Source organism: Streptomyces sp. NBC_00631 (assembly GCF_045206895.1).
Taxonomy (GTDB): Bacteria; Actinomycetota; Actinomycetes; order Streptomycetales; family Streptomycetaceae; genus Streptomyces.
In genome coordinates this window covers 3153898-3172604 of record NZ_CP107734.1, presented here as the reverse complement: position 1 = coordinate 3172604, position 18707 = coordinate 3153898, and the positions used below count along the sequence as shown (strand labels likewise).

General features: G+C 68.8%; 17 protein-coding genes and 1 riboswitch. Of the genes, 13 read left to right on the top strand and 4 right to left on the bottom strand.

Annotated elements, in window-relative coordinates:
• Positions 1 to 35: 35 nt before the first annotated feature.
• On the bottom strand, positions 36 to 1415 hold the full coding sequence (locus OHB00_RS14550; RefSeq protein WP_406434954.1) for a cysteine desulfurase/sulfurtransferase TusA family protein: 1380 nt from the start codon (positions 1413 to 1415) through the stop codon (positions 36 to 38).
• Positions 1416 to 1731: 316 nt separating this feature from the next.
• Between OHB00_RS14550 and coxB the strand changes: the two genes are divergently transcribed.
• The 4 genes from coxB (at position 1732) to OHB00_RS14530 (ending at position 6245) form a co-directional block, all read left to right on the top strand.
• Positions 1732 to 2694 carry a cytochrome c oxidase subunit II gene (gene coxB / locus OHB00_RS14545; RefSeq protein WP_234542631.1) on the top strand — a complete coding sequence of 321 codons (963 nt, stop codon included), beginning with the start codon at positions 1732 to 1734 and terminating at the stop codon, positions 2692 to 2694.
• Entirely contained in the window at positions 2691 to 4424 is a 1734-nt protein-coding gene (gene ctaD, locus OHB00_RS14540; RefSeq protein ID WP_406434952.1) for a cytochrome c oxidase subunit I, read from the top strand. Before coxB ends, ctaD begins: the two co-directional genes overlap by 4 nt.
• Positions 4421 to 4819 (top strand): cytochrome c oxidase subunit 4, encoded by a 399-nt coding sequence (locus OHB00_RS14535; protein ID WP_406434950.1) that lies wholly within the window; start codon positions 4421 to 4423, stop codon positions 4817 to 4819. The genes ctaD and OHB00_RS14535 overlap by 4 nt, the downstream gene beginning before the upstream one ends.
• Positions 4820 to 4982: 163 nt before the next feature.
• Entirely contained in the window at positions 4983 to 6245 is a 1263-nt protein-coding gene (locus OHB00_RS14530; protein ID WP_406434948.1) for an Ig-like domain-containing protein, read from the top strand.
• 125 nt (positions 6246 to 6370) lie between these two features.
• Here OHB00_RS14530 and OHB00_RS14525 read toward each other — a convergent pair whose 3' ends face one another.
• Positions 6371 to 6772, bottom strand: coding sequence for a hypothetical protein (locus tag OHB00_RS14525; protein ID WP_406434946.1), 402 nt, complete (start codon positions 6770 to 6772; stop codon positions 6371 to 6373).
• 178 nt (positions 6773 to 6950) lie between these two features.
• On the opposite strand from OHB00_RS14525, the gene OHB00_RS14520 reads away from it, so the two are divergent.
• From OHB00_RS14520 to OHB00_RS14495, 6 genes are all read left to right on the top strand, one after another.
• Positions 6951 to 7571, top strand: a complete 621-nt coding sequence (locus OHB00_RS14520; protein WP_406434944.1) for a heme-copper oxidase subunit III — start codon at positions 6951 to 6953, stop codon at positions 7569 to 7571.
• A gap of 77 nt (positions 7572 to 7648) precedes the next feature.
• Positions 7649 to 8461, top strand: a complete 813-nt coding sequence (locus OHB00_RS14515; protein WP_406434942.1) for a c-type cytochrome — start codon at positions 7649 to 7651, stop codon at positions 8459 to 8461.
• The gene (locus OHB00_RS14510) at positions 8458 to 9516 is read left to right on the top strand and encodes a Rieske 2Fe-2S domain-containing protein (RefSeq protein ID WP_406434940.1); all 1059 of its coding nucleotides are present in this window, start codon (positions 8458 to 8460) and stop codon (positions 9514 to 9516) included. Before OHB00_RS14515 ends, OHB00_RS14510 begins: the two co-directional genes overlap by 4 nt.
• Positions 9513 to 11150 (top strand): cytochrome bc complex cytochrome b subunit, encoded by a 1638-nt coding sequence (locus OHB00_RS14505; RefSeq protein ID WP_406434938.1) that lies wholly within the window; start codon positions 9513 to 9515, stop codon positions 11148 to 11150. The genes OHB00_RS14510 and OHB00_RS14505 overlap by 4 nt, the downstream gene beginning before the upstream one ends.
• A 133-nt stretch (positions 11151 to 11283) precedes the next feature.
• Positions 11284 to 12348 carry an anthranilate phosphoribosyltransferase gene (gene trpD, locus OHB00_RS14500; RefSeq protein WP_406434936.1) on the top strand — a complete coding sequence of 355 codons (1065 nt, stop codon included), beginning with the start codon at positions 11284 to 11286 and terminating at the stop codon, positions 12346 to 12348.
• A 254-nt stretch (positions 12349 to 12602) separates the two neighbouring features.
• Positions 12603 to 12719: riboswitch (SAM riboswitch) on the top strand.
• Between the two features lie 160 nt (positions 12720 to 12879).
• Positions 12880 to 14259 (top strand): aminotransferase class V-fold PLP-dependent enzyme, encoded by a 1380-nt coding sequence (locus tag OHB00_RS14495; RefSeq protein ID WP_406434934.1) that lies wholly within the window; start codon positions 12880 to 12882, stop codon positions 14257 to 14259.
• A gap of 167 nt (positions 14260 to 14426) precedes the next feature.
• On the opposite strand, the gene OHB00_RS14490 is transcribed toward OHB00_RS14495, so the two are convergent.
• Positions 14427 to 14708, bottom strand: a complete 282-nt coding sequence (locus tag OHB00_RS14490; RefSeq protein ID WP_020137395.1) for an Lrp/AsnC family transcriptional regulator — start codon at positions 14706 to 14708, stop codon at positions 14427 to 14429.
• A complete protein-coding gene (locus tag OHB00_RS14485) occupies positions 14705 to 15499 on the bottom strand; it encodes a rhomboid family intramembrane serine protease (RefSeq protein WP_406434932.1) in 795 nt (264 codons plus the stop codon). The genes OHB00_RS14490 and OHB00_RS14485 overlap by 4 nt, the downstream gene beginning before the upstream one ends.
• Positions 15500 to 15652: 153 nt before the next feature.
• On the opposite strand from OHB00_RS14485, the gene OHB00_RS14480 reads away from it, so the two are divergent.
• The 3 genes from OHB00_RS14480 to OHB00_RS14470 all read left to right on the top strand — a co-directional run bounded on the left by OHB00_RS14480 (position 15653) and on the right by OHB00_RS14470 (position 18521).
• The gene (locus OHB00_RS14480; RefSeq protein WP_009309707.1) at positions 15653 to 15892 is read left to right on the top strand and encodes a hypothetical protein; all 240 of its coding nucleotides are present in this window, start codon (positions 15653 to 15655) and stop codon (positions 15890 to 15892) included.
• 40 nt (positions 15893 to 15932) lie between these two features.
• Entirely contained in the window at positions 15933 to 17276 is a 1344-nt protein-coding gene (locus OHB00_RS14475) for an NYN domain-containing protein (protein ID WP_406434930.1), read from the top strand.
• Between the two features lie 210 nt (positions 17277 to 17486).
• Complete coding sequence (locus tag OHB00_RS14470) at positions 17487 to 18521, top strand: NlpC/P60 family protein (protein ID WP_406434928.1); 1035 nt, start codon at positions 17487 to 17489, stop codon at positions 18519 to 18521.
• Positions 18522 to 18707: the final 186 nt, after the last annotated feature.

The window sequence follows — 18707 nt, the reverse complement described above, 5'->3', positions numbered from 1 at the left end:
AGGTCGACACAGCCCCGCGCCCCCAAGGGGGGCGGTCAGGTGAGCCGGCGTACCAAGTAGGCCGTTCCTTTTACCGCCGCTTCCTCACCCTCGTACCGCTGGCCCCGCATCTCGCACCACGCCGGGATGTCCAGGCGGGCCGCCTCGTCGTCGGACAGGACCCGTACCCTGCCGCCCACCGGCACGGTGCCGATGACCTTCGCCAGCTCGATGACCGGGATCGGGCAGCGCTTCCCGAGTGAGTCGACGACCACTTCCTCCGTCTGCTGCACGGTCGTCGCCGGCACCGGCGCGCCCAGCTTCTCCCGCACCCCCGCCACCACCCCCGGCAGCACCTCCAGGAACCGCTCCACATCCGCCTCCGTCGCCCCCGTCGGCAGCGACACCCGTACGTTCCCCTCGCTCAGCACTCCCATCGCCTTGAGCACATGGCTCGGTGTCAGGGTGCTGCTCGTGCAGGACGATCCGGACGAGACGGAGAAACCCTCCCGGTCCAGCTCGTGGAGCAAGGTCTCTCCGTCGACATAGAGACAGGAGAAGGTGACGATCCCGGGCAGCCGCCGCTCGGCATCGCCCACCACCTCCACGTCCGGCACCAACTCCGGCACCCGCGCCCGGATCCGTGCCGTCAGCCCCCGCAGCCGTACCGCCTCCTGTTCGGCCTCCGCCCGTACGGCCCGCAGCGATGCGGCGGCGGCGACGACCGCCGGCAGGTTCTCGAAGCCGGGCGCCCGCCCCGACTCCCGTTCGTCCGAGGCGCCTTGGACGGCGAACCGCACCCCCTTGCGCACGACCAGCAGCCCGACCCCGCTCGGCCCACCCCATTTGTGCGCACTCGCCGTCAGCAGCGACCAGTCGCCCGCCACCCGCCCCCACCCCAGCGACTGCGCCGCGTCCACCAGCAACGGCACCCCGGCCGCGCGGCACACCTCGGCCACCTCCGCCACCGGCTGCACGGTGCCCACTTCGTGGTTGGCCGACTGGAGGCACGCGAGCGCGGTGTCGGGCCGCAGGGCAGCCTCATAGGACCCGGCCTCCACGCCACCTGTCCGCCCCACCGGCACCTGGGTCACCGCCCCGCCCTCCGCTTCGAACACCTCGGCCGAATGGAGTACCGAGGAGTGTTCGACGGCTGACACGATCAGGTGACGTCCGGTCCGGCGCCGCCCGGCCAACGCGCCCGCGATGCCCGTATGGACGGCCCGCGTCCCGGACGGCGTGAACGCCAGCTCGTCCGCCCGACAGCCGACGGCCTCGGCAGCCGCCTCCCGCGCGGCGTCCAGCAGCATCCGCGCCTTGCGCCCTTCCCGGTACAGGCGCGATGGATCCGCCCACCCGTCGTCGAGCGATGCCAACAACGCCTGACGGGCGACGGGATGAAGGGGAGCGGCCGATGCGGCGTCGAAGTAGGGCACACAGCAACGTTAAAACGCCCTGCACCGAACAGGGGCGCGGGCTGTGCCGAGATGCGGCTCCGCCGCGTGGCGCGACCAGCCACAACGCACCCGCACCCGCACCGCAAACCGCGACAACCCGAGCTATTGGGCGCCCATTCCCACCCCAACCGAGTGACAGGCGACGCGTATGCCCCCCTCCCCGCGACCCCCTGAATCGCGTCGGCTAGGGTTTGGTCCGCATAAACATCCAAACCCCTGCCCGACGCAGGGCGGCGACCGACCAGCGAGAAGGCCGCAGCCGACCGCGCGGGCGAGACTCTCGGGAAGGCGCTACGTGAGTCCCAACGGCTCCGACCGCTCGCCGCGGCGCCCGATGCGGCGGAAGCTGCTGCAGGCAATGACCGCGGGCCTGGTCCTGGCGACCGCTACCGGTTGCACATACAAGGACTTCCCCCGCCTTGGTATGCCCACCCCGACCACGGAAGAGGCTCCGCGGATCCTCTCCCTGTGGCAGGGCTCCTGGGCCGCCGCGCTCGCCGTCGGCGTGCTGGTGTGGGGTCTGATCATCTGGAGCGCCATCTTCCACCGGCGCAGCCGCACCAAGATCGAGGTCCCGGCCCAGACCCGGTACAACATGCCGATCGAGGCCCTGTACACGGTGGTGCCGCTCATCATCGTCTCGGTGCTGTTCTACTTCACGGCCCGCGACGAGACGAAGCTGCTCAGCCTCACCGACAAGAAGCCCGACGTCACGGTCAACGTGGTCGGCTTCCAGTGGAGCTGGGGCTTCAACTACATCACGCCCGTCGACGGTGTCACCGGTGACGCGAAGACCGACACGAACCTGGACGCCATTCCGGACCGGTTCAAGAAGGACTTCCCGGCGGCCGCCGGCGGTGTCTACGACGTCGGCACGCCGGGCACGAAGAACCCGCAGACCGGCAACCCCGGTCCCACGCTCTGGCTGCCCAAGGGCGAGACCGTCCGCTTCGTCCTCACCTCGCGTGACGTCATCCACTCCTTCTGGGTGGTGCCGTTCCTGATGAAGATGGACGTCATCCCGGGCCACACCAACGCGTTCCAGGTGACTCCCAACCAGGAGGGCACCTTCCTCGGCAAGTGTGCCGAGCTCTGCGGCGTCGACCACTCCCGGATGCTGTTCAACGTGAAGGTCGTCTCGCCTGAGCGTTACCAGCAGCACCTCAAGGACCTCGCCAAGAAGGGGCAGACCGGTTACATTCCCGCCGGCATCGCGCAGACGAGCCACGAGAAGAACCGGGAGACGAACAACCTGTGAGCATCCTCAACGAACCCCAGGGTGCCGCGGCAGCTGAGGACTCGTACGAGAACGAGCTGCCGGTCAGGCGCAAGCAGCCCGGCAACGTGGTCATCAAGTGGCTCACCACCACCGACCACAAGACCATCGGAACGCTGTATCTGGTCACGTCGTTCGCGTTCTTCCTGATCGGCGGTGTGATGGCGCTGCTGATGCGCGCCGAGCTCGCTCGCCCCGGTCTGCAGATCATGTCGAACGAGCAGTTCAACCAGGCGTTCACGATGCACGGCACGATCATGCTGCTGATGTTCGCGACGCCGCTGTTCGCCGGCTTCACGAACTGGATCATGCCGCTGCAGATCGGCGCGCCGGATGTCGCCTTCCCGCGGCTGAACATGTTCGCCTACTGGCTCTACCTGTTCGGCTCGACCATCGCCGTCGGCGGCTTCCTCACCCCGCAGGGTGCGGCCGACTTCGGCTGGTTCGCCTACTCCCCGCTGTCGGACGCGGTCCGCTCGCCGGGCATCGGCGCCGACATGTGGATCATGGGTCTGGCCTTCTCCGGCTTCGGCACCATCCTCGGTGCGGTCAACTTCATCACCACGATCATCTGCATGCGTGCCCCGGGCATGACGATGTTCCGCATGCCGATCTTCGTGTGGAACGTGCTGCTGACCGCCGTCCTGGTCCTGCTCGCCTTCCCCGTCCTCGCCGCCGCGCTGTTCGCGCTGGAGGCGGATCGGAAATTCGGGGCACATGTCTTCGACGCGGCGAACGGCGGAGCGCTGCTCTGGCAACACCTCTTCTGGTTCTTCGGACACCCAGAGGTGTACATCATCGCGCTGCCGTTCTTCGGCATCATCAGCGAGGTCATCCCGGTCTTCTCCCGCAAGCCGATGTTCGGCTACATGGGCCTGATCGCCGCGACGATCTCGATCGCCGGTCTGTCCGTGACGGTGTGGGCGCACCACATGTACGTCACCGGCGGTGTGCTGCTGCCGTTCTTCTCCTTCATGACCTTCCTGATCGCGGTACCGACCGGTGTGAAGTTCTTCAACTGGATCGGCACCATGTGGAAGGGCTCACTGTCCTTCGAGACACCGATGCTCTGGGCGACCGGCTTCCTGATCACCTTCACCTTCGGTGGTCTGACCGGTGTCATCCTGGCCTCGCCGCCGATGGACTTCCACGTCTCCGACTCGTACTTCGTGGTGGCGCACTTCCACTACGTGGTCTTCGGTACGGTCGTCTTCGCGATGTTCTCCGGCTTCCACTTCTGGTGGCCGAAGATGACGGGCAAGATGCTCGACGAGCGGCTCGGCAAGATCACCTTCTGGACGCTGTTCATCGGCTTCCACGGCACCTTCCTGGTGCAGCACTGGCTGGGTGCCGAGGGCATGCCGCGCCGGTACGCCGACTACCTGGCGGCCGACGGCTTCACCACGCTGAACACGATCTCGTCGATCAGCTCCTTCCTGCTCGGCCTGTCGATCCTGCCGTTCCTCTACAACGTGTGGAAGACGGCGAAGTACGGCAAGAAGGTCGAGGTCGACGACCCGTGGGGCTACGGCCGGTCGCTGGAGTGGGCGACCTCCTGCCCGCCGCCGCGGCACAACTTCGTCACCCTGCCGCGGATCCGCAGCGAATCCCCGGCGTTCGACCTGCACCACCCTGAGATCGCCGCCCTGGAGCAGCTGGAGCACGGCCACGCCGCCACCGCTGTCGCGGGCAGCAAGGAGGCCGGCAAGTGAAGATCCAGGGCCGCATGTTCGTGTGGCTTGCCGTCTTCGTCCTCGCCATGGCGATCGTCTATGGCGTGTGGTCGAAGGAGGCGGCCGGCACCACGGCACTCTTCATGGCCTTCGGCCTGTGCATCATGATCGGCTTCTACCTGGGCTTCACGGCCTCGCGGGTGGACGCCGGTGCCCAGGACAACAAGGAGGCCGACGTCGCGGACGACGCGGGCGAGATCGGCTTCTTCAGCCCGCACAGCTGGCAGCCGCTCGCCCTCGGCGTCGGCGGCGCGCTGGCCTTCCTCGGTGTCGCCGTCGGATGGTGGCTGCTGTACTTCGCGGCGCCCATCATCGTGATCGGTCTCTTCGGCTGGGTGTTCGAGTACTACCACGGTGAGAACCGCACCCAGTAGGCACGCGCCGAGCGCACCGGGAGCCCGGACCCTCCGTCAGGAGAGTCCGGGCTCCCGCCGTTCCCGGCCCGGTCCGGGCCCGGACCCGCCTTCGATGCGGTGGCGGTCCCTCGTCCGGACCACCTGTCGTGCCGGTCCGGAAAACATCTCATAGCGTGACAATATGAGTCACTCTCCGTGCGCCCGTACCGTCGTCAGCTGCGCCCTGCTGGTGATCGCCCTCGGCGCGGGCGTCACCGCCTGTGGGTCGGACGGCAACCCCCTCGCGGACAAGCCGTACGACGCGGCGGACCAGATCACCTTCAACACCCCCACCGGGGCGGGGAAGCGGGCCGACCCCGACAAGCCCCTGGAGGTCGTCGCCAAGAGCGACGAGGACCGCATCACGGACGTCACGGCCGAGGACGCCACCGGTCGCCATGTGGCGGGCGAACTCGACGCCGACGGCCACCGCTGGCACAGCACCTCCCCGCTGGCCGCCAACGCCCACTACACGGTCCAGGTGAGCACCGAGGACGAGGACGGCGCGCCCGGCCGCAAGGTCCTCACCTTCGACACCAGCATGCCCACCACCCGGCAGCGGCTGAAGGTCACCTTCGGCCCGAAGGCGGGCGAGTACGGCGTGGGCCAGCCGGTCACCGCCCAACTCGACCACGAGGTCAAGGACAAGGCCCAGCGCGCCGTCGTCGAGCGTGCCCTGAGGGTCGACTCCATCCCGGCCGTGGAAGGCTCCTGGTACTGGGTGAGCGACAAGGAGCTCCACTACCGGCCCAAGGACTACTGGCCCGCCCACGCCACCGTCCAGGTGCACAGCAACCTGGACGGCGTGCGGATCAGCGACCGCCTGTGGGGCGGCGCGGCCAAGCCCCTCACGCTCACCACCGGCGACAAACTGCTCGCCGTCACGGACGCCGGCGACCACCAGATGACGGTCTACAGGAACGACGCGGAGATCAAGCAGATCCCCGTCACGACCGGCAAACCGGGCTACGAGACCCGCAACGGCGTCAAGGTCGTCCTGGAGAAGCAGTCCTTCGTACGCATGCGCAGTACCACGGTCGGCATCGCCGCGGGCACCTCGGACTCCTACGACCTGCCGGTCTACTACGCGACCCGGGTGACCTGGTCAGGCGAGTACGTGCACGCCGCCCCCTGGTCGGTGGGCTCCCAGGGCTACGAGAACGTCAGCCACGGCTGCACCGGCATGAACACCGCGAACGCCGAGTGGTTCTTCGACACCTTCCACCCGGGCGACCTGGTGAAGGTCGTCAACTCCAACGGCAAGGAGATGGAGAACTTCGGCAACGGCTTCGGCGACTGGAACCTGGCCTGGAAGGACTGGCGCAAGGGCAGCGCCCTCACCAACGGCACCCCGGACGGCCCGAAGCCGGAGGACGCGGTGAGAGTGCAACCGGCAGCCCTTTGAAACGCCCCCAGCGGCAAGCGCCCCGTCAGGGGCGCGGGGCTGTGCTCGAAATGCGGCTACCGCCACGTGGGCGCGAACGGCCCCCACCGGCCCGCACCCGCGCACGCACCGCGCCCCACCCCCTCCTAGGCGCTCTGCAGCCTCTTCTGCCGCAACAACGAAGCCAGAGCCGACGCGAACTCCACCGGCTCCACAGGCAGCGTCACAGCCGCGTCCGCCCGGCTCCACGTGGCAAGCCACGCATCCTGCGGCCGCCCGATGAGCAACAGCACCGGCGGGCAGTTGAACACCTCGTCCTTGATCTGCCGGCACACCCCCATGCCCCCCATCGGCACGGCCTCGCCGTCCAGGACACACACGTCGATGCCGCCCTTGTCCAGCTCGGCGACCACCGCCGCGGGCGTGGCGCACTCCACGAACTCGACGAACGGCACATCGGGAGCCGGTCGCCGGCCGGCGGCCAGCCGTACCTGCTCGCGGGTGTTGGAGTCGTCGCTGTAGACCAGCACCGTGGCGGTCGGCTGCATTGTTCCTCCGAGACGTCAGCGTCGTACGAACAGGACCGATGCGCCGGATGCTACTCCCCTGGACACCTCGTCAACACCTGTTGGAACACCGCTTCGATGGGCCATCCGGGCACTACACAGGGGGCGAACACTCCGAACGGCACCCCCCGGAGTGAGCGCGAGATAAGCGACCGACATAATGTCGGTCGTGGCGACAGCAACGACAGTAGAAACCGGGCACGCGCACCCGTCGGTCAACAGGCCGAACCTCACCAGCGTCGGAACCATCATCTGGCTGAGTTCCGAGCTGATGTTCTTCGCGGCCCTCTTCGCGATGTACTTCACCCTGCGATCGGTGACCGGCGAGGCTCACTGGAAGGAGATGGCGAGTCATCTCGACATCCCCTTCTCGGCGACCAACACCACGATCCTGGTGCTCTCCTCCCTCACCTGCCAGCTCGGCGTGTTCGCCGCCGAGCGCGGGGACGTGAAGAAGCTCCGGGGCTGGTTCATCGTCACCTTCATCATGGGTGCGATCTTCATCGGCGGTCAGATCTACGAGTACACGAACCTGGTCAGGGAGGACGGGATCTCCCTCTCCTCCGACCCGTACGGTTCGGTGTTCTACCTGACCACCGGCTTCCACGGCATGCACGTGACGGGCGGCCTCATCGCCTTCCTGTTCGTCCTGGGGCGCACCTATGCGGCGAAGAGGTTCACGCACGAGCAGGCGACCGCGGCCATCGTCGTGTCCTACTACTGGCACTTCGTCGACGTCGTCTGGATCGGCCTCTTCGCCACGATCTACCTGATCAAGTAGCCGGGCCGGCTCCACGCGCCGTAGAAGCGCACTTTCCAGAAGCATCGACGCAGAAGATCCTGACACCGGGGTAATCCGTGAAAAAGCTCTCCGCACGACGACGCCATCCGCTGGCGGCGGTCGTCGTCCTACTCCTCGCGCTGGTGGGCACCGGGGGGGCCTACGCCGCGCTCGCACCGGCGAGCAAGGCGCAGGCCGATGAGACCTCCCAGTCCCTGACGATCGAGGAGGGCAAGAAGCTCTACTCGGTCGGCTGCGCCAGCTGCCACGGCACCGGGGGTCAGGGCTCGTCCGACGGCCCCAGCCTGGTGGGCGTGGGCGCCGCGGCCGTCGACTTCCAGGTCGGCACCGGCCGTATGCCGGCCGCCACCTCGCAGGGCCCGCAGGTCGTCAAGAAGAAGAACATCTACACCCAGGCCCAGATCGACCAGCTCGCGGCGTACATCGCCTCGCTGGGCGCCGGTCCCGAGGTTCCGACCAAGGAGCAGTACGGCCCGGACGGTGCCGACATCGCCAAGGGTGGCGAGCTCTTCCGCACCAACTGCGCGCAGTGCCACAACTTCGTGGGCTCGGGCGGTGCGCTGACCAAGGGCAAGTTCGCGCCGAGCCTTGAGGGTGTCGACCCGAAGCACATCTACGAGGCCATGCAGACGGGCCCGCAGAACATGCCGTCCTTCCCCGACACGACGCTGACGGAGAAGAACAAGAAGGACATCATCGCGTACCTGAACGCGGTCAACAGCAGCAACACGGAGAACCCCGGCGGTCTCGACCTGGGCGGCCTCGGGCCGGTCAGCGAGGGTCTGTTCGCGTGGATCTTCGGTCTCGGTGCACTGATCGCGGTCGCCGTCTGGGTCGCCGCTCGGACCGCAAAGGCCAAGAAGTCATGAGTAGCCAAGACATTCCAGAAGAGAACCTGCCCGCTGAGCAGGACCACGCGCACACCGCCGTGAGTGTGGCGGACGAGAAGGACCCGTTCTCGGACCCGGGTCTGCCGCCCCACGAGCACCGCATCCAGGACATCGACGAGCGGGCCGCCAAGCGGTCCGAGCGCGTCGTGGCCATGCTGTTCACGGTGTCGATGCTGGCCACCGTCGGCTTCATCGCCTCCTATGTGACGATCCCGAAAGACAAGTCGATCTTCGTCTTCCCGATCGGTCACATCAGCGCGCTGAACTTCGCGCTGGGCCTGACCCTCGGTGCGGCGCTGTTCTGCATCGGCGCGGGCGCGGTCCACTGGGCCCGCACCCTGATGTCCGACGTGGAGGTCGCCGACGAGCGGCACGCCATCTCGGCCCCGCCGGAGGTCAAGGCCAAGGTCCTGGCCGACTTCAAGCAGGGCGCCAAGGAGTCGGCGCTCGGCCGGCGCAAGCTGATCCGCAACACCATGTTCGGCGCGCTGACCCTGGTCCCGCTCTCCGGTGTCGTGCTGCTGCGCGACCTCGGCCCGCTGCCCGGCACCTCGCTGCGGCACACGGCGTGGTCGAAGGGCAAGCTGCTCGTCAACATGAACACCAACGAGCCGCTGCGTCCCTCCGACGTCGCCGTCGGCTCGCTGACCTTCGCCAAGCCCGAAGGCGTCGAGGAGTCCCAGGAGGACTTCCAGAACGTGATGGCGAAGGCCGCCCTGATGATCATCCGGCTGCAGCCGGACAACATCAAGGACAAGCGCGAGCTGGAGTGGTCGCACGAAGGCATCGTCGCCTACTCGAAGATCTGCACCCACGTGGGCTGCCCGATCTCGCTGTACGAGCAGCAGACCCACCACGTGCTCTGCCCGTGCCACCAGTCCACCTTCGACCTCTCCGACGGCGCCCGAGTGATCTTCGGCCCGGCCGGTCACGCCCTGCCGCAGCTGCGCATCGGCGTGAGCGAAGAGGGTTACCTCCAGGCGCTCGGCGACTTCGAGGAGCCCGTCGGTCCTGCATTCTGGGAGCGCGGATGAGTACTACAGAGAACACCGAGGCCCGCGAACGCGGGAAGGCACCGGCCGGCGAGCGCGTCGCCGACTGGGCCGACGGACGGCTCGGGATCTACTCCCTGGCCAAGTCCAACATGCGCAAGATCTTCCCCGACCACTGGTCGTTCATGTTGGGCGAAGTGTGCCTGTACAGCTTCATCATCATCATCCTGACGGGTGTGTATCTGACGCTGTTCTTCCACCCGTCGATGAACGAGGTGGAGTACCACGGCAGCTACGTCCCGCTCCAGGGACAGCTGATGTCCGAGGCGTTCAGCTCGACCCTGCACATCTCCTTCGACGTGCGCGGTGGTCTGCTCATCCGGCAGATCCACCACTGGGCCGCGCTGATCTTCCTCGCCGGCATGTTCGTGCACATGATGCGCGTGTTCTTCACCGGCGCGTTCCGCAAGCCGCGTGAGATCAACTGGCTGTTCGGCTTCCTGCTGTTCGTCCTCGGCATGTTCACCGGTTTCACCGGTTACTCGCTCCCGGACGACCTGCTCTCCGGCACCGGTGTCCGCTTCACCGAGGGCGCCATCCTGTCGATGCCGATCGTCGGCACGTACATCTCGTTCTTCCTCTTCGGCGGGCAGTTCCCCGGCCACGACTTCGTCGCCCGGTTCTACTCGATCCACATCCTGCTGCTGCCGGGCATCATGCTCGGCCTGGTGGTGGGCCACCTGATCCTGGTCTTCTACCACAAGCACACGCAGTTCGCGGGTCCCGGAAAGACCGAGAAGAACGTCGTCGGCATGCCGCTGCTGCCGGTCTACATGGCCAAGGCCGGAGGCTTCTTCTTCCTGGTCTTCGGTGTCATCGCGGCCATCGCGGCGACCACCCAGATCAACCCGATCTGGGCCATGGGTCCCTACCGCCCGGACCAGGTGTCCACCGGCGCCCAGCCCGACTGGTACATGGGCTTCGCCGAGGGCCTGATCCGGTACATGCCCGGCTGGGAGATCAACTTCTGGGGCCACACGCTGGTCCTGGGCGTCTTCATCCCGCTGATCCTGTTCGGTGTGGTCCTCGCGGCGATCGCGCTCTACCCGTTCATCGAGTCCTGGGTCACCGGCGACAAGAGCGAGCACCACATCCTGGACCGGCCGCGCAACGCCCCGACCCGTACCGGGTTCGGTGTCGCCTGGGTGACCGTGTACATGGTGGGCCTGGTCGGTGGTGGCAACGACCTCATCGCCACCCACTTCCACCTGTCGATCAACGACGTGACCTGGTTCGTCCGGATCTTCTTCTTCGCCGGACCGGTGATCGCGTTCATCGCCACCAAGCGCATCTGCCTCGGCCTGCAGCGCCGGGACCGCGACAAGGTGCTGCACGGCCGCGAGACCGGCATCATCAAGCGGCTGCCGCACGGTGAGTTCATCGAGGTCCACGAGCCGCTCTCGCAGGAGCAGCTGCACACCCTCACGGCGCACCACCAGTACGAGCCGGCCCAGGTCGGCCCGGCGGTCGACGAGAACGGTGTCGAGCGCAAGATCAAGGGCTCCGAGAAGCTCCGCGCCAAGCTGAGCAACGCCTACTACGGCGAGGACAACCAGATCCCGAAGCCGACCGTCGAGGAGTACAAGGAGATCACGAGCGGCCACGGCCACCACTGATCCGCGGCGTCGCCACGCCACAGCCGAAGGGCCCCCGTCCGGGGTACGGACGGGGGCCCTTCGCCGTGCCCGGAGCTGGATAGGGTAGGCCTGGAGAACCTCCCTTTCCCGTACGACGATCAGGAGCGGCCTTATGAGCGCTGTGACCCCCGCTGGAGGCGACACCGCGGCGGGCCGTTCCTGGCCCGAGGTGCTGAACGCGCTGCTGTACGGCCAGGACCAGAGCGCCGACGCGACGGCCTGGGCGATGGACCAGGTCATGCGCGGCCAGGCCACCGACGCCCAGATCGCGGGCTTCGTCGTCGCCCTGCGGGCCAAGGGCGAGACCGTCGAGGAGATCAACGGGCTCGTCCGCACGATGTACGAGCACGCCAACGTCATCGAGGTGCCGGGCCGCACGGTCGACATCGTCGGGACGGGCGGCGACGGCGCGAAGACGGTGAACATCTCCACGATGTCGGCGCTGGTGGTGGCCGGCACCGGGGCGAAGGTCGTCAAGCACGGCAACCGCGCGGCCTCCTCCGCGTCCGGTGCCTCGGACGTCCTGGAGAAGCTCGGCGTCAACCTCGACCTGACCCCGCAGCGGGTCGCCGAGGTCGCCGACGAGGCCGGCATCACCTTCTGCTTCGCCATCAAGTTCCACCCCGCGCTGCGTCACGCGGGCGCCGCGCGCGGCCAGTTGGGCATCCGCACGGTCTTCAACATCCTCGGCCCGCTGACCAACCCCGCGAAGGTCCGGGCCCAGGCGGTCGGTGTCGCGGACCCGCGTATGGCACCGGTCGTCGCGGCCGTCTTCGCGGAGCGCGGCAACTCCTCCCTGGTCTTCCGTGGCGACGACGGCCTCGACGAACTGACGACGACCGCCACGTCCCACGTCTGGACCGTCCGCGACGGCAAGGTCACCGAGGAGACCTTCGACCCCCGGGACGTCGGCATCGACCTGGTCCCCGTGGAGGCCCTGCGGGGCGGCGACCCGTCGTACAACGCGGAGGTCGCCCGCAGGCTCCTGGACGGCGAGACGGGCCCGGTACGGGACGCGGTGCTGCTCAATTCGGCGGCGGCCCTGGTGGCCTTGGACCCGGGTCCGGGCACGCTGGCCGAACAGCTCCGGGCCGGCATGTCCAGAGCGGCCGAGTCCATCGACTCGGGTTCGGCCAAGCGGGTGCTGGAACGCTGGGCGGCGGCGACGAACAAGTAGGGGCGGCGCCGTCAGGGGGCTGAGGCGCGGTACGGCACCGCCGGACCGCGCCGTCGTGGCTGGCCGCCGTTGCGGCGGAGAAGGAAACCCGGCGCCGGTGCCGATGAAATCGGCCGGCGTGCACCTTCCTTCTCCGCCGCAACGGTGCGCAACCACACGCGGCCTTCCCGGCGGTGCCGAACCGTCCTCGCCCCCATCCCGTCATCCGGACAGGAGTTGCGCGGCGGCGATCATCTCACTTACGTTTCTTCCCAGGTCATGAGTGACAGTCATGAGGCCCCGGCCGACTGTCCGGCAACCCTCCGTCCGTGGCGGGGTGCCCCGGGTGAGGACCAGGCCGTGGGCAGTGAGGTCCACGGCAAGCGCGGACCCCTCGCACACCAGGGGTCCTGGTCGTCGAGGAGCCTTCCGTGAGCAAGCGAATGCGATAGGGCCGCAGAGCCCCGCCTCCGCATCCCCCTTTTCCCCTGCCGCTGCTTGAGCGCATCCGCTCGCACGGCGGATTTCACCTGCTCACACGGGAGTTCACCCATGTCCGTCTCCACCGCTGCCGCCGCCCGGTCCGTTTGTGCCCCGCTGCCCGTTCTGGGCCGGGACGTCACCGTCCCGCTCGTCACCGGCGGCGAGGTCACCTACGCCGCCCTCGACTACGCGGCCAGTGCCCCCGCCCTCCAGCGGGTCTGGGACGACGTGGCGGCGTACGCCCCCTACTACGGCAGCGTCCACCGCGGTGCCGGCTACCTCTCCCAGCTCTCCACGGACCTCTTCGAGAACGCCCGCCGGACCGTCGCCGAGTTCCTCGACTGCCGCCCCGACGACCAGCTGATCTTCACCCGCTCCACGACGGACTCCCTGAACCTCCTGGCCCGCACCCTGCCCGCGGACTGCCAGGTCTTCGTCTTCGAGACCGAACACCACGCCTCCCTGCTGCCCTGGCAGGACACCCGGGTCACCTACCTCGACGCCCCGCGCACCCCGCAGCAGGCCGTGGCGACCCTGGAGCAGGCCCTCGCCGACCGTACCGCGCCGATCGAAGGGGGCTACGGCCCGGCCCTGGTCTGTGTCACCGGCGCCTCCAACGTCACCGGCGAGCTGTGGCCGGTGCGCGAACTGGCCGCCACCGCACACGCCCACGGCGCCCGGATCGTCCTGGACGCCGCCCAGCTGGCCCCGCACCACCCCGTCTCCGTCCGGGACCTGGACGTCGACTGGGTCGCCTTCTCCGGTCACAAGCTGTACGCCCCCTTCGGCGCCGGCGTCCTGGCCGGCCGCGCCGACTGGCTGCAGGCCGCCGAGCCCTACCTCGCGGGCGGCGGCGCCAGCCGCAAGGTCACCCGGCGCGAGGACGGGGGAGTGGCCGTCGAGTGGCACGAGAGCGCCGCGCGGCACGAGGCCGGGTCGCCCAACGTCATCGGCGCCTACTCCATCGCCTCCGCCTGCAAGGCGCTGACCGAGGCGGGCTGGGACACCCTGGTCGCCCGGGAGGAGCACCTGATCGCCGAGGTCCGCGCGGGCCTCGCCGAGGTCCCCGAGGTCAAGGTCCTCTCCCTCTTCGGCGACGACGCCCCGCGCGTCGGCGTGATCAGCTTCGTGGTGGAGGGCTGGAACAGCTCCCACTTCGCCGCCGCCCTCTCCGCCGAGTACGGCATCGGCGTCCGCGACGGCCTCTTCTGCGCCCACCCGCTGGTCAGGACCCTGCTGGGCTCCGACCCCCAGACCCAGGGCGAGTGCGGAGCGCCGGAGGCGGCACCGGGCGAGAAGTCCCTCAACGCCATCCGGGTGAGCTTCGGGGCGGGAACGCCGGACGAGCACGTGGAGCGCTTTGTGACGGCGGTACGGGAGCTGGTGACCGACGGCGCCAAGTGGACGTACCGCACGGAGGACGGCCGCTGCGTCCCGGCGGTGAGCTGACCTACCTGTTTTTTTGGGGGCGCGGGGAACTGCGCGACAAGCCACGACGCACCCGCAGGGAACCACACTGCGGGCCGGTGGGGACCGAGCGCGCACTTCCTCCCCCAGCCTTCTGCCGGGGGCACCCCCAGCGCCCCATTGGGGCGCGCTGCAGCCGGCGGCGCCTGCTAGCTGTCCAGGCCGATCGCGAACGCCGCCTCCAGGTCGTGCTGGGAGTACGTGCGGAACGCCACGTGCGTGTCCGTGGCCTCGACGCCGGGGATCTTGCTGATGGAGCCGGGGATGACCTCGGCCAGGTCCTCGTGCTGCTTCACCCGGACCATGGCGATGAGGTCGTACGTACCGGTGACGGAGAAGACCTCGCTGACGCTCTCCAGCGCGGCGATCCGTTCCGCGATCTCGGGGATCCGGTCCACGCTGGTCTTGATGAGGACGATCGCGGTGATCACGGCTGGTTCTCTCCCTCGGGTGCCGGAGCTGGGGCGGAGCTCACTTTAGTCGCCCGCCCATCGTCCACCACCGCCCTTCCAGGGCCGCGCTTCGCGCCTTTCTTTTTTCCGTACCGGACCCACGCGTAGCCGAAGCCGAGTCCGAAGCCGACCAGGTGGGCGAGGTAGGCCACGCCGGGGCCGGCCGGGGCCTGGCTCAGCGCCACCCACTGCAGGGCCGCCCAGAAGGGCAGGACGACCCAGGCCGGGAAGCGGAGCGGGAGGAAGAAGAGGAAGGGGAGGAGACTGGTCACACGGGCGCTGGGGAACAGGTAGAGGAACGCTCCGAGGACCGCCGAGATCGCCCCCGACGCCCCCACCAGCGACTGCTGGGACGTGGCGTTGGCGGCCGCGTAACCGAGCAGCGCGAGATAGCCGCAGCCGACGTAGAAGAGAGTGAACTCCACCCGGCCCATCCGTTCCTCGGTCATCGCCCCGAAGACGAAGAGGAAGAGCATGTTGCCGAGCAGGTGCACCCAGCTGCCGTGGATGAACAGCGCCGTGGCCGGGGTGAGCGCCTCCCGTGCAGGACCGGCGAACAGGTCGGCGGGCACCACTCCCCACCGCCGGAAATACGCCTGCTGGGCGGTGGCGAGGGCCTCTCCGATGCCGTAGGACGGCGTGAGGCCCGAGGCGGGGCCCAGCACGAAGATCAGGCAGCACACGGCGATCAGGGCGTACGTCATGGGCGCCGACGTCCCCCGCAGGCTGCGCAGGGTCCGGGCGGCCGTCGTGTTCCGGTTGCCGATCATGGACATAGAGCATGGCGTAACGGGATGCAGTGGTGCAGATCGCCTCGCCGCCATGGACGGGGCGGCGTCGAGTACCCGCCAGGCCGTAGGGTTACGAGCCACACGCGTCGGGGCGGCGCGTCACGGACACTAGAAGGAAGCGAACAAGCCACGATGACGGTTCCCCTGCCGACCGCCACGACGCGGTGGCGCTGCACCCTCTGCGGCAACCTCACGCGCTTCGACGTGACCCGCTCGTCCAAGGTGGTCGAGTACGTGCACCTCGACCTGGCCGGTGAGCCCAAGGTCGAGGAGCGCGAGGTGGTCAGTGAGACCATCGAGTCGGTGCGCTGCCGCTGGTGCAACGCGGTGGACCAGGTGGAACTAGTGGACAGGCCGGGCGCCGACTCCTGAGACCGGGAGCCGGCCCCGTACAGGCGATGGGGTGTGACGGATGGTGGAGACCACAGGCGGGGGGCCGGGCGACGGCACCGCCGAGGTGCTTGACCGTCCGTTGCCGGACGGTGTGCGACGGCGTGTCGTGCAGATCGTGTCGGACGGGTTCGGCGGGCTGACCGTGGCCGAACTTCCGGCGCAGCTACGGCAGTACGCCCGCTTCGCCCCCAATCGCCGGGCCAAGTTCGCCGGGAACGCCATGGCCGCCGCGCTGGAGACCGACACCCTCTTCCGGCAGCGGATCGGGGAGAAGCTGAGAGAGGCCCAGCCGGAACTGGCCGGCGCCCTGGACTCCGGCTCCCCGCCCCCGGCCGCGGACCCGCTCGATGTGGCGGCCGCGGCCTATGTGCTGCGCCCCGCCGGCTGGGTGAAGCTGGTGGCGGCGGCCGGCGAGGAGGCCCAGCGGGCCGACGCCGAGCGGGCCGACGAGGAGAGCCGGGCCGAACTGGAGCGGCTGCGCGAGGAGCTGGACCGGGCCCGGGAGCAGACCCGGTCCGAGACGGAGCGGCTGCGCACCGAGCTGGACGCGGTGAAGAAGGAAGCGGAATCGCTTCACCGCAAACTGCGGGCCGCGCTGAGCGACGTGAAGCGCGGCGAGGCGGCGCTGCGCAAGCTGCAGGTCGAGATGGAGGCGGGGCGGGCGGAGGGGCAGTTGCTGGTCTCCGCCGCCGAGAGCGAGAGCCGGCGGCTCAAGGCCCGGCTCGGCGAGGTCGAGGCGGCCCTGGAGGCCAGCCGCCGGGCCGCCCGCGAGGGGCGCAGCGTCGAGGACATGCGGCTGCGGCTGCTGCTCGACACCGTGCTGGACGCGGCCCAGGGGCTGCGCCGCGAACTGGCGTTGCCGCCGGTGTCGATGCGGCCGGCCGACACCGCGGATGCGGTCGAACCGGGACGGATGACGCCAAAGGACATCGCCGCCCGTGCCCTGTCCGAGCATGATCCGGCCATCCTCGATCAGCTACTCGCCCTGCCGCAGGCGCACTTGGTCGTCGACGGCTACAACGTGACCAAGACCGGCTATCCGCAGATGCCGCTGGAGAAGCAGCGGCTGCGGCTGCTCGGCCAGCTCTCCCAGCTCGCCGCCCAGACCGGCGCCGAGGTCACCTGTGTCTTCGACGGCGCCGAGCTGGCCGCGCCGGTGCTGCTCGCCCCGCCGCGCGGGGTCCGCGTCCTCTTCTCCAAGCCCGGTGTCACCGCGGACGAGTTGATCCGCCAGCTGGTGCGCGCCGAGCCGCCGGGCCGCCCGGTGATCGTCGCCTCCACGGACCGCGAGGTCGCCGACGGGGTCGCCAGGGCAGGTGCCCGACCGGTCGCTTCTGCGATGCTTCTGAAGCGACTGTCCTGAACGTGCAACCTGCATATGCAATGCCCGAATTGACCGAACCGTCACGCAACGTAGCGTCAATCGCGCATTACTGGTCGTGAGTTATGTGCAAAGAGTGCGTTGCGTGACCACTTTTTTGGCTGCTGGGTTTGAACTGATCACAGGTAGGTCACTAGGGTCTGGCCTCGAACCTCCACACGGGTGATCACTCAAACGAAGGAGCCCGTCTCCGTGGCGTCCCATCGTCGACCCAAGCAGCCGAACCGTGCGCGCGTGACCGTGCTCACGACCGCAGCGGCAGCCGCCGTAGTCCTCAGTGCCAACGCCGCCAACGCGGCGCCCAGCGAGAAGCTGACCAAGGACGAGGTCAAGGCGAAGGTCGACAAGCTCTACGAGGAGGCCGAGCAGGCCACCGAGAAGCTGGACGGCGCCAAGGACAAGCAGCAGAAGCTGCAGAAGGAGATCTCCACGATCCAGGACAACGTGGCTCGTGGTCAGGAGGATCTCAACAAGCTGCGGGACAGCCTCGGTTCGCTGGCCACCGCGCAGTACCGCTCCGGCGGTATCGACCCGTCGGTCCAGCTCTTCCTCTCGTCCGACCCGGACGACTACCTCGACAAGGCGTCCACGCTCGACCAGTTGAGCAGCCAGCAGGTCGAGGCCCTGAAGAAGATCCAGGACAAACAGCGCGAACTCGCCCAGGAGCGGGCAGAGGCCACCGACAAGCTCAAGGACCTCTCCGCCACCCGCACCGAGCTGGCCAAGCAGAAGAAGGCCGTCCAGTCCAAGCTCGCCGACGCGCAGAAGCTGCTGAACACGCTGACCGCCAAGGAGAAGGCCGCCCTCGACGCCGAGCAGGCCCAGGCCGCCAGCCGCGCCTCCTCCCGCGTCGACCTCGGCAACACGGGCTCCGCCTCCAGCCGGGCCGCCGCCGCCTTCGCCGCCGCCCAGTCCGTGATCGGCTCCCCGTACGTCTACGGCGCCTCCGGCCCGTCCTCCTTCGACTGCTCGGGCCTGACCTCCTGGGCCTACGCCCAGGCCGGCGTGACGATCCCCCGCACCTCCGAGGCGCAGGCCAACGCCGGCACCCGCATCTACAGCGCGAGCGACCTCAAGGTCGGCGACCTGGTCATCTTCTACGGCGACTACCACCACGTCGGCCTCTACGCCGGCAACGGCCAGGTGCTGCACGCCCCGCACACCGGCGCCGTCGTCCGCTACGAGGCGATGAGCGACATGACCTTCGAGTTCGGCGTCCGCATCTGACCCCACCGGGTTACGCCGACACCCGTACGGCCGAAGATCGACTCGCCGTGGCGCCCGAACGGGCGAATCGCGGCAACCAGAACTGACTCCACGCCCCGCCGGTGACCTGCGTCAGCGGCGGGGCGTCACGTTCTGTTGCCGTCGAGGTCTTTGGCCGTCGGCCGGTCATATGGCTAGCATCGCCGC